Source organism: Sulfitobacter sp. CB2047 (assembly GCF_000735125.2).
Taxonomy (GTDB): Bacteria; Pseudomonadota; Alphaproteobacteria; order Rhodobacterales; family Rhodobacteraceae; genus Sulfitobacter; species Sulfitobacter pontiacus.
The window spans coordinates 12,073-26,029 of record NZ_CP072615.1; the positions used below are offsets into that span (position 1 = coordinate 12,073).

At 61.8% G+C, this 13,957-nt stretch carries 13 protein-coding genes; 11 read left to right on the forward strand and 2 right to left on the reverse strand.

From position 1 onward, the window contains the following. Positions 1-16: 16 nt before the first annotated feature. Positions 17-1,072 (forward strand): plasmid replication protein RepC, encoded by a 1,056-nt coding sequence (gene repC, locus IV89_RS17035; RefSeq protein WP_009807963.1) that lies wholly within the window; start codon positions 17-19, stop codon positions 1,070-1,072. Between the two features lie 212 nt (positions 1,073-1,284). Here repC and IV89_RS17040 read toward each other — a convergent pair whose 3' ends face one another. After that, on the reverse strand, positions 1,285-2,487 hold the full coding sequence (locus IV89_RS17040) for a Fic family protein (RefSeq protein WP_037941640.1): 1,203 nt from the start codon (positions 2,485-2,487) through the stop codon (positions 1,285-1,287). A 599-nt stretch (positions 2,488-3,086) separates the two neighbouring features. Between IV89_RS17040 and IV89_RS17045 the strand changes: the two genes are divergently transcribed. The 8 genes from IV89_RS17045 to IV89_RS17080 all read left to right on the forward strand — a co-directional run bounded on the left by IV89_RS17045 (position 3,087) and on the right by IV89_RS17080 (position 9,163). Beyond that, entirely contained in the window at positions 3,087-4,025 is a 939-nt protein-coding gene (locus IV89_RS17045) for a zincin-like metallopeptidase domain-containing protein (RefSeq protein ID WP_037941641.1), read from the forward strand. A 23-nt stretch (positions 4,026-4,048) separates the two neighbouring features. Beyond that, entirely contained in the window at positions 4,049-4,258 is a 210-nt protein-coding gene (locus IV89_RS17050) for a DUF6330 family protein (RefSeq protein WP_037941642.1), read from the forward strand. An 84-nt stretch (positions 4,259-4,342) separates the two neighbouring features. Next, entirely contained in the window at positions 4,343-4,732 is a 390-nt protein-coding gene (locus IV89_RS17055; RefSeq protein WP_037941643.1) for a DUF3768 domain-containing protein, read from the forward strand. A 158-nt stretch (positions 4,733-4,890) separates the two neighbouring features. After that, complete coding sequence (locus tag IV89_RS17060) at positions 4,891-6,873, forward strand: ParB/RepB/Spo0J family partition protein (RefSeq protein ID WP_037941644.1); 1,983 nt, start codon at positions 4,891-4,893, stop codon at positions 6,871-6,873. 76 nt (positions 6,874-6,949) lie between these two features. After that, on the forward strand, positions 6,950-7,543 hold the full coding sequence (locus IV89_RS17065; protein ID WP_037941645.1) for a hypothetical protein: 594 nt from the start codon (positions 6,950-6,952) through the stop codon (positions 7,541-7,543). Next, complete coding sequence (locus IV89_RS17070; protein ID WP_037941646.1) at positions 7,543-8,196, forward strand: hypothetical protein; 654 nt, start codon at positions 7,543-7,545, stop codon at positions 8,194-8,196. Before IV89_RS17065 ends, IV89_RS17070 begins: the two co-directional genes overlap by 1 nt. Positions 8,197-8,321: 125 nt before the next feature. After that, entirely contained in the window at positions 8,322-8,648 is a 327-nt protein-coding gene (locus tag IV89_RS17075) for a type II toxin-antitoxin system PrlF family antitoxin (RefSeq protein ID WP_005668772.1), read from the forward strand. Continuing rightward, on the forward strand, positions 8,645-9,163 hold the full coding sequence (locus IV89_RS17080) for a type II toxin-antitoxin system YhaV family toxin (protein ID WP_037941647.1): 519 nt from the start codon (positions 8,645-8,647) through the stop codon (positions 9,161-9,163). The genes IV89_RS17075 and IV89_RS17080 overlap by 4 nt, the downstream gene beginning before the upstream one ends. A gap of 70 nt (positions 9,164-9,233) precedes the next feature. On the opposite strand, the gene IV89_RS17085 is transcribed toward IV89_RS17080, so the two are convergent. Beyond that, on the reverse strand, positions 9,234-9,419 hold the full coding sequence (locus IV89_RS17085; RefSeq protein ID WP_009807952.1) for a hypothetical protein: 186 nt from the start codon (positions 9,417-9,419) through the stop codon (positions 9,234-9,236). On the opposite strand from IV89_RS17085, the gene IV89_RS17090 reads away from it, so the two are divergent. Together IV89_RS17090 and IV89_RS17095 are read left to right on the forward strand one after the other, a co-directional pair. Next, positions 9,418-9,570 carry a hypothetical protein gene (locus IV89_RS17090; protein ID WP_037941648.1) on the forward strand — a complete coding sequence of 51 codons (153 nt, stop codon included), beginning with the start codon at positions 9,418-9,420 and terminating at the stop codon, positions 9,568-9,570. The two genes, IV89_RS17085 and IV89_RS17090, sit on opposite strands and share 2 nt — an antisense overlap. A gap of 103 nt (positions 9,571-9,673) precedes the next feature. Then, positions 9,674-13,936 carry a bifunctional class I SAM-dependent methyltransferase/DEAD/DEAH box helicase gene (locus tag IV89_RS17095; protein ID WP_037941649.1) on the forward strand — a complete coding sequence of 1,421 codons (4,263 nt, stop codon included), beginning with the start codon at positions 9,674-9,676 and terminating at the stop codon, positions 13,934-13,936. Positions 13,937-13,957 lie beyond the last annotated feature (21 nt).

Consider the following 13,957-nt stretch of genomic DNA (forward strand, 5'->3'; position numbering starts at 1 on the left):
TCGTCGTGAACAAGCCATGGCATTTACAAAACTCTCGATCGAAGCCGCAGGTGCTGATGCAACCCGCGGCTCATTTCCCCCATCTGAAACCGACGTCTGGACCATCTTCAGAGCCCTGAGAGATGCACGCAGCGTGTTTGGTCTACGTCCTGGCCACATACAGACACTTCAAGCAATGCTCAGTTTTCTGAAACCTGGCCATGGCGAAACGGTTTTTGCGTCTAACAATTCACTTTGCCAGCGCGTTGGCGGAATCGACGAACGGACACTCCGGAGGCACATCAACCGCTTCGTTGAACTCGGATTCATCAAGCGCAATGACAGCTCGAACCGAAAGCGCTACCGCGTTCGCTCATCCGGCGGGGAGTGCATCAGTTATGGATTGTCTCTCACCCCCCTGCTCCAACGTGCGAGCGAGCTTATAGCCATCGCGCAAGAGATGGAGAATAACCGGCGAGATCGGATATTTGTCCGCAAACAGATCCTTACAAAGCTCGCCCATTTGGAAGAGCACGATCCTAGCAACGCATTCATCAACCACGCACGGAAAGCTCTACGCAGGAAGCTGAGCCTCCCCGAATACCACGCTCTGCTCGCCAATACAGATGCAGAATGCCAGAGTTTGTCTACCCCGGATGACCCGCCTGAAACTATGGAATTGCCCGCCAATGACGGACAAACTGTCCGGCATCAATCTAAGTCTGAAGAAGAAAAAAAAGATTTAGATAGCAACATAGGCCTTGAGGCCCTGAAACCAGACTTGCTGACCTCAGTCTGCGATCAGGCGACATCGTTCTCCACAGAGAGACTTAGAAACTGGTTGGACATTGAAAACCATGCTCGAACACTTGCACCCATGATGGGCATTCACCCAGAGACTTTCGAGAAAGCCAAGAATGCTGTAGGAGCTCAGAAAGCGTCATGCGCGATCTTCATCATGCTACAGCTTGGAAAACGCATCAGGGATTTTGGAGCGTATTTTCACAGTATCACCCTGGGTCAAAGGCAAAACCAATTTGATCCATTAGCTTTGATCAAGCGACTGTCCGAAAACAATGAGCGAACTGTCTAATGTCCACCGCGGTGGACTTCGAACGAGAAGCGGCGCTTGTGGCAACCAAAACTGTCCAAACGCACGTAGCGGCGCGTGGTGGTTCTTCAGTTTATCTCAGACCAGCAGATGTCCACCGCGGTGGACAAGTGACACACAAGCAAGCCTTGATGAAAATCTGGCCGCCCATGGAAGAAATCGGCGGCCAGGCATTACACCCTAAATGCCTAAAGTTATTGTGGGAGGTCACCGTCTCCAAAGAGGTTTGGAAAGAGCCGCTCTCGATAATCCAACGGAAACGCCAACCGAACTGGCGTCTTCGGCGAGGCGGACGTCAGGTATCCGGCGGCGGTCAGTTTACTCAGCGTGTTGCGAGCCGTACGCTCGGACGTCTTGAGCACAATCTGCGCATCGCCTCGTTCCAGTGCCCCATGCCGAAGAACCGCCGAGATTAGTTCCGGCGCTCGCTTGTCATCGATGGTATCTGCAACAAGACGACGATACCGTTGGTCTAGTCCGCCGAGATCGAACAATCTTGCTGAGAAGGTGATCTGGTCGAGCGTCACCTTTAGGAACCATTCACTAAACGTCTTCAGTGCCGCTTCTGACAGGTTCCCCCGTCCGTCGCGGTCTCCGCGGCGTGGACTGTCGGCCAGATCCATCATCCGTTTGTACTCGCCCCGATCGGTTAGCCCGCGGGCCAGCCCACGTGATACGGACCAGAGCCCTTGGCCACCAATCCCCGCTGTGAGGGCCATGGCATGAGACATCAGTCTGCTGACGCGGCCATTACCATCCGGGAAAGGGTGGATGTAGTTGAGCCGGTGATGTGCAGACGCGATCGCGATGATCCGTCCGCTCGAAGACCGCGCCGCAATCTGAAACCGTTTGTCAAAGTGATCCATGAACGCCGCGACGCGCGACGATGAAGGAGGTAGGTGGCGCCCGACCGCAACTTCCCGATCATCATCCTGGCGCATGCGTCCCGGAACGATGGGCTCTTGTGTGCCGTCGGGATGTTCGATGACCCGAAACTCATCCGGCATCTCGTCGTAGAAGCTCTTATGGACCCAAGTCAGGAATTCGACGGATGTGGGGCGGGGCAGGGTGCCCTTGCGATGCATCTCGTCGATGGCCCGTTGAACGATGACGTGCGCCCGGGCCTCAAGGGCGAGGGGACGGGTTTCTTCCTCAAGCTCGGCACCAGCCAGCGCCCTTTCGATGTCGCGGGGGCGCGTGTTGTGTCCTTCGATCAGGTTGGAGTAGTAGCAGTTCATCACGCGGACGAGATCGGCAAGTTCGGCTGCGCTGTCAGGATGCAACCCTTGTCCCAGCCCGGTGGCTTCCCTCTGGATGTCGACCGAAAGGTCTGCCAGTTCTGTGGGAATATGCTCCTCGAAGAAGCAGGGTTCGATCCTGGCGGGTGTTTCCAGCATTTTTGCCGATCTTCCATGTTTGCAAAGTAATTGAAAAATAAACACATTTCGTACTTTCAAGCAAGGTTTTGCCGATATGCGTTGCCGATCTTGCCTGCCGATCTGGAATTGCTGCATGAAATCAATGGCTTCGGCAGAAGGGCCGGGCTTTTCGGTTTTGTTGTGTGCCCAAAGGGGCCGGAAAAAGAGAAAGTGTTCTTCGGGTTTTGTGACTGACGGATGAGGGCCTTTGGGGTCCCTCAGATGGGTCCGGGCCGGGTTCCGGTCTGCCGTTCCGGATGAAGGGCATTCCTATGCAAACAGGTGTTTTGCGCGTGTTGCGCGCGACCGCTGCCTGGTGGTGGCGACACAAGGAACTACGCCGAACCGGCCAGACGGGGCAGGCACAACGGCGCGAGCGCGAGACTGTCCTGCGTGATCTCGGGTATTTGAAGCAGGCTGCGTCTTTGCCAAACGCGCATGTGATCTGCGGAGACGGCAGGGCGGACCGGTCGATGCTTCTCCTTCGGCGATCAGCGCCAGGATCATCAACGATCCGCGGTCCCGTCAGTCAACCTGATCACCATTTCCTCTCACCAAAACTCGAAAGGAGGCCAGCCATGGCCCAATCCCGCACGCCCAAATTCGATGCCTCCGAGGTCATCACAAACGAAATCATCCGCATCATCGAGCGCGGTGTTCTGCCGTGGCGCAAGCCCTGGACCGCAGGTGGTAGCTCTCGTCCCCTGCGCGTGGGCGGGGAACCCTACCAGGGAGTGAACAACTTCCTGCTGACGATGCGGACCGTGATGGCGGGCCACAGCTCTCCCTTCTGGATGACATTGCCGCAAGCCAATGCATTGGATGCAAAGGTCCGCAAGGGCGAGAAGTCCTCTGTCGTCGTCTATTACGGCCAAAGCCGAAAAGACGCGGGCGGCGAGGACGACCTAAGCGATGGCGATGATCGTTCCGAGGAAGCCCGCATCTTTCGCTTTCAGAAATCCTACCGCGTGTTCAATGCCTGTCAGATCGAGGGCTTGCCTGCCAGCTTCTATCCCGACCCGGAGCCCGTGCCCGAGCATCCGCGGTCCGAGCCAATCCCGCACATGCAGGCGTTTTTCGATGCCATCGACATCACGACCGTCTTCACGGGCACGGAGGCGTACTATTTGCCGCCCGTGGACAAGGTCTACATGCCGTCCATCACGCGGTTCCAGGACCCGCGCAATTTCTACGGGGTCTGGGCCCATGAGCTGGCCCATGCCACGAAAGCCCCGCATCGGCTGAACCGTGATTTCGGGTTCTCGAAGTTTGGCAACACGTCCTATGCGCGCGAGGAGATCGTCGCGGAATTGACCTCGGTGTTCCTGGGTCAGACGCTCGGCTTCACGGCGCATACGCTCGAGATGAATGCCGCCTACCTCCACAACTGGTTGCGCGTTCTTCGGTCGGACAAGGGTGCGATCTTCAAGCACGCCGCGGATGCGCAGCGCGCCTGTGACTATCTGATCGCACAATCTGAGGCGGGTAGGGCAGGGCGCAGTGCCGAGGCCGCCTGACCACACGGAAAACGGAGACTCGCATGTCACGCAAGGAACCCAAGAAGCTGCGGGTGGCCTGCTTCGAAGACGGCCGCCGCAAGATCATCGTCTTCAAGCGCGGTGCCTATTGGTGGAGCCCGTCCGAGGGCGCTTATCCCCTCTCGGCAGCGCTCGAGAGCATCAAGGAACAGGGCGGCTGGATCGAAACCATACCCAACCCGAATTACAGAGCCAGAGGGCTGTTCGGGTAGGGCTTCTGCTTCGGTCCTTCCGCCAAGCAGAAAAGTGAAAGCGGGCTTTGGGAAGGGTGTTTCAACTTCTCAAAGGAGATTCCCATGTCCATGACCGTTCAACCCCAGCCAGACCGTCCGGATCCGAACGTGATCGCGGCGCAGAACGACGCGTTTCGCAAGTTCGCATGTCTTGGGGTGCCGCCCGCGCAGCCCATCCAGGGCCGGATGCATGTCACCCGCTCGCTTATGGAGGCCGGTGACGGCTTCATGGCCGAGGCGGTGAAGGCAACCGGTGAGTTTGCTACGTTCGAGCCTGAGAACGACCCGGAAGGCTGGCACGATTTCGGCGCGGTCGAGATCCGGGGCGAGACCGTGTTCTGGAAGATCGATCTCTATGAGGCGGACTCGGATTTCCGCTACGGGGCGGAGACCCCGGACAATCCCGCCACCACCGTGCGCGTGCTGACCATCATGCTGGCGCGCGACTGGTAGAAGGGCAGGGGACTCCTCCCCCTGACATCCGAGACGATGAAGGCCCACTGACCCCTCAAAGGGAAAGTGGGCCTTTTGTCGTGGTGATCCCTGAAGCCGGGGATTGGTCACGCGCGTGAGCGCGCGGGCCACACCTCACCCTCCTGGAAGGATATCCCATGACCACAAGCTTTGCTCCCCTTACCGTCGCTATCGGCGATCTCGTCCCGCATCCCGCCAATGTGCGCAGCAACGCGCCGGAAACCTATGACCCCGAGAACATCGCCCATCTGAAGGCCAGCATCGCTGTGCTGGGCCTGCTCCAGCCGCTTCTCGTCCAGAAGCTTGACGGCAAATATGCTGTCCTCGCAGGCGGTCGCCGCCATGCCGCCCTGAAGGAGCTGGTCGCGGACAAGGCCGCCAAGGGCTTCACGGCGAAGACCAAGGTGGACTGCCGTCTTGTGCCGGAGGAGTGCGACGTCACCACTGCGCTGTCGCTCGCCGAGAACATCACCCAGGCACCGATGAACGCAATCGACGAGTTCGAGGCTTTCGCGCGGATGATGGAGGTCGACGGCCAGACGCCCGAGACCATCGCAAAGACCTTCGGCACCACGGTGGCCGCCGTGAAAGGCCGGTTGCGCTATGGCCTGATCCACCCCGACATCCGCGCCGCGGCTCGGGGCAAGGTGATCACGCTCGACACGATGAAGGCCTTTGCTGAGCATCCAAGCCAGGAGGCGCAGCGCGAGGTCTTCGAGGCGCTCACGAAGGACGGCGGCTATCTGCAGGCCTATACCGTCCGTCAGGCCCTCAAATCCCGCGGCGTGCAGGTCAGCGATGATATCGGGGCTTTCGTGCGCGAAGACTACGAGGCGCGGGGCGGCGCCGTCGCGGCCGATCTTCTGGAAGAACATTCCGTGCTCGAGGATGCAGCACTGGTCGAGACCATCTTGCTCGAGAAGCTCGGTGCGGCTGCCGAAGAGGCCCGCACGAGGCTGGGCTTTGCCTGGGCCGATGCGATGGTGCGGTATGATTACGCGACCATGGCCGACTACGGCCGCGTCTATCCCGGCCCGATCGAGCCCGACGAGGCCGCCCAGAAGCGCGTGGATGAAATCACCGCCGAGCTTGAGAAATTGCAGCTCGAAATGGAGGACGAGGGGCTCGAGGACGGTGCCTACAATGCCCTTTACGACCGCGTCGACGCTCTGGAAGAGGAAGCCCGCGACCTGCAGGAGGCCTACAGCGCCGAGGACCTAGCGCGATCTGGGGTGATAGCCTCGTGGCAGGGTGGGCAGATCACGCTCCATGTTGGTCTCGTCCGCCCGGAAGGCACCGTCAAAGAGGAGGGCGCGCGCGGCTCCTCGGCTAGCCCGACCGGGGAGGAGGCCCCGGACGCCGGCGAAATCAGCTACCCGGCCTCACTGGCCGAGGATCTCAAGACCGAGCGGGCGATGGCTCTCGGGGCAGCGATGGCGCTGCATCCTGAGGCCACGCTCGATCTGACGCTCTTCAAGCTGGTGAGCGACGTTCTGGCCAGCGGCATGAGTGTCACGCAGGCGATCAAGATCGATGCCCGCAAGGAATACCGCAACCACGCCAAGATGGACGAGATCGACGAGACCTCCCTTGAGCAGGTGGCCGCGGCGCATGATGTGCTGGACCTCTCGTGGCTCGATGATACCCGCCCGCCCGCCGATCAGTTCGCGGCGTTTCGCGCGCTCAATGCAAGGGAGAAGGCCAAGCTCGTGGCCTATGCCACGGCCAGCACCACGCAGTCCTGCTTCGCGGGGGACCGATCGCGCGACAGCCTGATGCATGCGTTCGAGATCGAGATCATGCCCGATATCCGCGCCCACTGGACGCCGAATGCGGCGCTCTTCAACCGCTTCAAGAAGGCCTGGCTCCTGAAGATCCTCGGCGAGGATCTAGGTCTCGCCCAGGAGGCGGTGACGCTCGCCTCGTCGAGCAAGAAAGAGATCGTCGCCTTCTGCGACAAGCTCTTTGCAGAGCCCTTCGCTACGCTCACCGACGCGCAGCGCGCTGCCGTGGCCGCCTGGTGCCCGCCGATGATGCAGACCGTCGGTGTCGCCTGTGATGAGGCGGAGCCCACTGCGGAAACCCCGGATCCTGACAGCGACATCGCGCAAGCGGCCTGAGCCATCACGCGACCCGCGCGTGGGCCATGCCACCCGCGCGGGTCGACCCTCCCACACCCAACCGAAAGACTTCCTCATGGCTATTCTCAAGTTCTCTGCGTCCGCTGTTGCGGCGCAAATCGCACATGCGCGCGCCTGCAAAACCTTCCTGCCCAACTGGAACGGGCCCGTGGACAGGCCGGCCCTGATCCTCATCGTCGGCAATGGTGTGCATCTGCGCTCGAACGGCATTGATGGCACGACCACCCGTATCGTCACCACCGAACAGGCCGATCCCTCCTTCGCCTTCGCCGACGGCATGAACCCGTTTCGGGACATCGACTGGATGGCGCAGCGCCGCATGGCATTTCGCGATCTGACCGGCCAGTTCTACACCGACATCCTGGATGACGTGCAGGTGCTCATCGACCGGGGGCGGGGTGCGATCCGGCTCGCCACCGATGGCCACAGTATCCGCGTCTTCGTGCGCCGGGCCTCGGATTATCTCATCGGCGGGACCTACGAGGTGCCCTCGGGCCTCGGCGGCACCTTCCGGGTCATTCTCAAGGATGCCTGCGACACCTTCGCGATCGTGCAGAACTGCGGCAATTGCGAGGATTTCGATGCGATGCAGCCCTACCGCGTGCCGCTCGATGCATTGATGGAAATCGATGACCGGAGGGTGGCTTGATGGGATGGCTTTTCTACACCGACGGCCGCGTTAAAACCTACGCGGATGAGAAAGCGGAGATTGCCCGGCTCTGCACCTTCGAGAGCGACATGCGCAAGACGGAACTGGTCAAAGCCTGCAAGGTGGGCTCCGCCTGGTATGCGGCGGCAAGGGTCACCAATCTCGACGGCACCCACGTCGAGGACACGACCTATGTGACCGATGCGGATGGGTCGATCACTTTTGGGGCTGTCTTCCTCACCCGATACGATGACGGCTGCTGGGGCTACAAGGACATGGAGGAAAGCGCTGGCCCCGTCGAGTCGCGCGCTCCGCTCAGCCTTCTGGCGCTGCTCTCGGAATTGAAGGACCCAGAGAGCTATGCCCATGCCTGGCGCCAGCGCTGCCGGGACTGGGCTTCGATTCCGGACTACGAGGAGGGTGACAGGATCAGGCTCGCCGCGCCCGTGACGCTCACCGATGGCAGCACCTGCCAGATCGTAACCGCGACCCACTACAGGGGGGGTCGGCAAAAACGCCGCTGCTACCGCATCGAGGAAACCGGTGGGCTCGTGCGCCTGTCGAAAGCGACGCTCGCGGGCTCGGAGCTACTCAGCTCCGCGAAAGGTGCTGCCAGCCCGGTGCTGGCGGAGTTCCTGGCGAGGCGAAATTAGGTCCTGCGCTGGACGGGTCATCGACCTGCCCGGCGACAGCAGATGCTGCGGCTTGTCTTGACAAGGCAATGCAAATGCATTACCTATCGCAGGCAGCAAAGATCCCTCTCTTTCAGGAGACTGCCATGACAGCGCTCGCACAAGATGTCTCGAAACTCACGGATCGGTATCAGACGACCGTGCCGGCGGGTGTTCGCAAGCAACTCAAGCTGGGCAAGGGCGACCAGATTCGTTACTGCACCGAGCCGAGTGGCAGGGTCTATATCGAGCCCGTGCGCAGCGACGAGGAAGATCCCGTGCTCGGAGCCTTTCTCGATTTTGTCGAGGCCGATATCAAGGCGCATCCGGACCGCATTCGGGCGTTCGATGGGGCTTTGCATGACCGTCTTGCAGCACTGGTCGGAGACGTTGATGTCGATCTCGATGCGCCGCTATCGCTCGAGGATGAATGAGCGGCGATAGCGTGCCCGCCCAAGCGCCCCTTGTCGTGAATGGATGGTCGATTTATGCGCACCCACTCTTTCTGGACCAGCTCGAAGGGCTGGTCGAGGAGGTCGAGGCGCGTAAGGCTCGCGATCCCAAGACCTGGCACAAGAAAAACCCGACGAAACGGCTGGCCGCCATCTTCAAGCTGGTCACCGAGGCCATACCGGCGGACCCGGGTGCCGCCGCCTTCCGGCAAGGCGGCACACTCGGCGATCACCGCAAGCACTGGTTCCGGGCGAAATTCTTCCAACAGTATCGGTTGTTCTACCGGTTCAACAGCGATGCGAAGGTCATCGTGGTGGCCTGGGTGAACGACGACAAGACCCTGCGCGCCTATGGCAGCAAGACGGATGCCTATGCGACGTTCAAAGGGATGCTGGAAGATGGCAACCCACCTGACAATTTTGACGCGCTCCTGAAAGAAGCCGCGGCGGCGGACAAGCGGTTCGAAACTTCCCTTGAAGCGGCGCCCGATCGGTAAGTGGCCTAGGATGATTTTCTGCGACCCTAACGGCACCGCCGTTTACGGTATCACGCAAGGTGATGTAACCTCACGCCTTAACACGGTTGGAGAAAACGCAATGGACGAAACGGGAAAGGAAGGGCCACTTCTTGGTCTCGATGAGCAATGCGCGTCCCAGATGAAGCGGGGCCGTTTGCCAGTCGCGGTGCACGTTGCAGACATGCCCCATGGCCTTGGCAAGCTTCTGGATAAAGCTCTCGAGGAGCATTTCCATGGCCGCTGAAGCGAATTCTTATGACGCCTGGTTTTGCGCGCAGGTGCAGGCCGCGCTGGAGGATGCACGCTCGGGAACATCTCAGGTTCAGGTGATGCAGGCCGCACAGGCATTGATTGATGCGAAACGGGTGGTCGAACCCAAGTCCTGACCAAGCCTTGGAGGTCAGCGCGGTCTGACCCCCGTCACCCTGAAAAGCGAAAGCGGGCTTTTTGTCCTTTGGAACTCAGACCCTGATCCAAAGGAAAATCCCCATGTCCAAACCCAGAACGGCCAACCCGGCTCTCGCAATCTCCGAAGCCGATCTCGCCTCTGCGCTCGCGCAGATCAGCGCGGAGATCGACCAACAAGGCCTGCGCAGCTCTGCGCTGGCACGCATCATGCGCGAGGCGTTTCATGGCAGTGATGCCGGTGGCGCCTGGGACTGGCGCATGGCCTATGACATGATGCAGGCAGCGGCCATCCAGGTGCTTCTGCGTGGGGCCGGTGCCACAGCAGACATCGCCAACGCAAAACTCCTCGCCTCACGGCTGCTGACGGAAACCCGCCGCTCCGAGCAGCAGATCCGGTTGCAGCAGTTTTCCACGCCACTGCCATTTGCCGCCTTGGCCGTGCGGGCGGCAGCCATTCGCAAGGGCGAGACCGTGCTGGAGCCCTCGGCTGGCACCGGTGCTTTGGCCGGTTTTGCTGCCCGGGCCGGTGCCACGCTTTCTCTCAATGAAATCGACCCCTTTCGCCAGCGCCTCCTGCGCGCGGTTTTCGGTGGCGCGGTCACAGGCCATGACGGCGAACATATCGACGATCTGCTGCAGGCGCCGGCTCTACCCGACGTCGTGGTGATGAACCCGCCCTTTGCCTCCTCGGTCGATCGCTCGCGAGACAAGCACATCGCTGCCAAACATCTCATTGCGGCTGCCAAGCGTCTGGCACCCGGTGGGCGGCTTGTGGCGATCATGCCGCCGGGATTCACGCCCGAACGCGATGCCGCGCATTGGTCCCGCGCCTGCGGTCTCCTCACGCCGCGACTGGCGCTGACGATGCCGGGGCAAGTCTACCGCAAGCTTGGCACCTCTGTCGAAACCCAGCTGATGGTCTTCGACAAGGTGCAGGAGGACGGCGAAATGATCCGCGTCCCTGTGCGGGATCTGGATGAAGCCTTGGCATATGTTGATGCTGTGGCCTCAACCCGGACCGAGACGCGCCCCGTACAACAGGCAGCGGCGATCCCTAACGGGCGGCCGGCCGTTCCATCATCTGCCCCGCGCAAGACCGCCGGTGCGCCTGTCGCCGCCTCAAAACCATGGGCCAATGCCGTCCGCCCGCTCAGCTTCACAAGCTTTGAGGCCCCCCGTGATAACACGCCGGTCTCGGATATCTATGCGCGTTACCGGCCGCAGCGGATCGCGATTGCGGGTGCTCAGGAACATCCCACGCCGCTCGTTGAAAGCATCGCCATGGCCTCGGTTGCCCCGCCCATGCCCTCAAACACGGGCAGTGATGACTTGCGCCTGCCCGCACGGTTGATCGAGGAGGGAGACCTCTCCGAGGCGCAGCTCGAGACCATCATCATGGCGCATGATGCCCATGGGCGTGATCTGCCCGGTCGGTTTACCATCGACGAGGACCAGACCAAGCTGACGCGCGCCGATGATGACCCTAATGCACAGGCCTATCGTCTCGGCTATTTCCTCGGCGACGGCACCGGTTGCGGCAAGGGCCGCGAATGCGCGGGGCTCATTCTCGTGAACTGGCTGGCGGGGCGCAGGAAGGCGATCTGGGTTTCCAAATCCGCCACGCTCATCGAGGACGCCACCCGCGACTGGACCGATCTCGGCGGCTCGCCTGCCGACATTCAGCCACTTTCCAAATGGAAACCGGACCAGCCCATCCCGATGGGCGACGGTATCCTTTTTGTCACCTACGCCACGCTGCGGTCCGCGGGCAAATGCGGCACCACGCGACTGAGCCAGATCCTCGACTGGATGGGCGAAGACTTTGAAGGCGTGCTGGCCTTCGACGAGGCCCATGCCATGCAGAACGCGGCCGGGTCCGAGCAGGGCAGGGGGGTCAAACCCTCCCAGCAGGGCCTTGCTGGCCTGCGGCTGCAACTGGCAGCACCCCGCGCTCGCGTCTTCTACATCTCGGCCACGGGTGCCACGAGCGTGCACAACCTCGCCTATGCCGCGCGGCTGGGGCTCTGGGGGCAGGGCCCCGAATACCCCTTCCCAAGCCGCGAGAGCTTCGTTTCTGCGATGGAAGCCGGCGGTGTCGCTGCCATGGAGGTGGTCGCGCGCGATCTCAAGACGCTCGGGCTCTACACGGCCCGCGCCCTCAGTTTCGACGGCGTGGAGTATGACGTGCTCGAACACGCGCTCACCTCTGCCCAGATCGAGATCTACGACGCATACGCGACTTCGTTTCGGACGATCCACCACAATCTCGAGGCCGCGCTGACAGCGACCGGCGTCAACGACGCCTCGGGAGAGACTAATGCCTCGGCCGCACGCGCCTCGGCCAAATCTCGCTTCGAGAGCACGAAACAGCGCTTCTTCAACCATCTCCTGATGGGCATGAAGGCTCCAAGCATCATCCGCGCCATCAAGGACGATCTGGCGGCAGGCAATACTTGCGTCATCCAGGTGGTCTCGACAGGCGAGAGCCTGCTGAAGCGTCGGCTTGAGGCGATGGACCCGGAGGATGAACTCGTCGAGGGTGCCTTGACGCCGCGCGACTACGTCCTGGGATACCTCGAACAGGCCTTCCCGATTCATGCGCAAAAGCTGGTCGAGGTCGACGGCAATATGGTGGCGGAACCCTTGCGGGATGAGACCGGCGCGCTCGTCGTCTCGCGCGAGGCGCTCGCTCTGCGTGACGCGGCCATGATGGAGTTGATGACGCTGGCGCCGATCCCCTCGGCGCTCGATCACATCCTCTGGGCCTTTGGCGACGAGGCCGTGGCTGAAGTCACCGGGCGCTCCATCCGCCCTTTGAAGGCCGAGGACGGCCATCTCTTCATCGAAAAGCGCGCCGCCAGCAGCAATTCCTCCGAGACCCAGGCCTTTATGGACGGCGAAAAGGATGTCCTGATCTTCTCCGATGCGGGTGGTACCGGTCGATCCTACCATGCGGCGCAAACGGCGAAGAACCAGAAACGGCGCCGGCACTACCTGCTGGAGCCCGGCTGGCGCGCCGATGCGGCCATCCAGGGGCTGGGCCGCACGCATCGCTCGGCGCAGGTCAGCGCGCCCTTCTTCCGGGTGTGCACCTCCGATGTGCATGGCGAAAAACGTTTCACCTCGACTATAGCCAAGCGTCTCGATCAGCTGGGGGCCCTGACCAAGGGTCAGCGCGAGACCGGCTCGCAGGGCATGTTCCGGGAGGAGGACAATCTCGAAAGCCCGATCGCGCGGGCGGCGCTGCGTGGGTATTTCGCCGATCTTGCCGCCGGGCGCGCTGAGGCGATGAGCTACGAGAGCTTCACCGACTGGACAGCCCTGCGGCTGATCGACAAGGACAGGGTGCTCCTTGAGGAGCTGCCGCCGATCCAGCGGTTTCTGAACCGGGTGCTGGCGCTACCCATCCATATGCAGAACGCGCTCTTTGCCGAGTTCATGCGCCGGATTGCCGATCAGACGGAACGGGCGCGCGCGGCGGGCACGCTCGATCTCGGCGTGGAAACCCTACGCGGCGACAAGATAGAACAGGTCTCCACGGAAGATCTCTGGACCTGCCCGAAATCTGGCGCCGTGACGCGGATCATCGGGCTCGAGGTGACCGACCCGGTCCACGTGCTGTCGGCGGATGACGCCCTGTCGCGCAACCCCGAGAAGCTGCCAATGGTGAATCGCGCCTCCGGTCGCGCGGCGCTCATCTCGGCGCGGCCCATGCAGATGTATGACGAGGACATCGTCACGCTGATGCGCAAGGTGGTGCGGCCAAACGGGTCGAGCTATCTCGAAGAGGCGCGGTTCGAGTCCTCGGCTTGGGAAGATATTGAGCGGCGCGAGTTCACCCAGCTTTGGGGCGCAGAGGCTGCGTCCATGCCAAAAACCACCACGACCAAGCTCTACCTGCTGACCGGGCTGCTGCTGCCGATCTGGAAGGATATTTCGACCACGAATGAGCGCATCTACCGGGTCACGCCGGACGGGGCGACCGCCATGATCGGGCGCACGCTGAGCGAGGAAGGGGCGGCCGCGCTGCGCGCCCGCTTCCTCGTGTCCAACCCGCAAACACCGCAGGAGATGCTGACCGCTGCGCTCGGCACCACCGCGCCGGTCGATCTGGGCCGGGGTCTCACCCTGACCCGTCGCCGGGTTGCAGGCGAGATGCGCCTCGAGCTTGGCGGTGCGGATCGGGGCATGATCGACGGCCTCAAGGCCATGGGGTGTTTCACGGAGATCATTGCCTTCCAGTTGCGGGTGTTCCTGCCGCATGGGGACGGGATCGACACGGGAAGCATTCTGGCCCGGATCGTGGGGCAGCGAGCCGCTAGAGCGGCAGAACAAGCCGCTTGAAAGGTCAAAGCGGGCTTTCGG

Coding starts and splice junctions, on each gene's coding strand:
- repC (WP_009807963.1), top strand. CDS start 17: ATGGCATTTACAAAACTCTCGATCGAAGCCGCAGGTGCTGATGCAACC.
- IV89_RS17040 (WP_037941640.1), bottom strand. CDS start 2,487: ATGCTGGAAACACCCGCCAGGATCGAACCCTGCTTCTTCGAGGAGCAT.
- IV89_RS17045 (WP_037941641.1), top strand. CDS start 3,087: ATGGCCCAATCCCGCACGCCCAAATTCGATGCCTCCGAGGTCATCACA.
- IV89_RS17050 (WP_037941642.1), top strand. CDS start 4,049: ATGTCACGCAAGGAACCCAAGAAGCTGCGGGTGGCCTGCTTCGAAGAC.
- IV89_RS17055 (WP_037941643.1), top strand. CDS start 4,343: ATGTCCATGACCGTTCAACCCCAGCCAGACCGTCCGGATCCGAACGTG.
- IV89_RS17060 (WP_037941644.1), top strand. CDS start 4,891: ATGACCACAAGCTTTGCTCCCCTTACCGTCGCTATCGGCGATCTCGTC.
- IV89_RS17065 (WP_037941645.1), top strand. CDS start 6,950: ATGGCTATTCTCAAGTTCTCTGCGTCCGCTGTTGCGGCGCAAATCGCA.
- IV89_RS17070 (WP_037941646.1), top strand. CDS start 7,543: ATGGGATGGCTTTTCTACACCGACGGCCGCGTTAAAACCTACGCGGAT.
- IV89_RS17075 (WP_005668772.1), top strand. CDS start 8,322: ATGACAGCGCTCGCACAAGATGTCTCGAAACTCACGGATCGGTATCAG.
- IV89_RS17080 (WP_037941647.1), top strand. CDS start 8,645: ATGAGCGGCGATAGCGTGCCCGCCCAAGCGCCCCTTGTCGTGAATGGA.
- IV89_RS17090 (WP_037941648.1), top strand. CDS start 9,418: ATGGCCGCTGAAGCGAATTCTTATGACGCCTGGTTTTGCGCGCAGGTG.
- IV89_RS17085 (WP_009807952.1), bottom strand. CDS start 9,419: ATGGAAATGCTCCTCGAGAGCTTTATCCAGAAGCTTGCCAAGGCCATG.
- IV89_RS17095 (WP_037941649.1), top strand. CDS start 9,674: ATGTCCAAACCCAGAACGGCCAACCCGGCTCTCGCAATCTCCGAAGCC.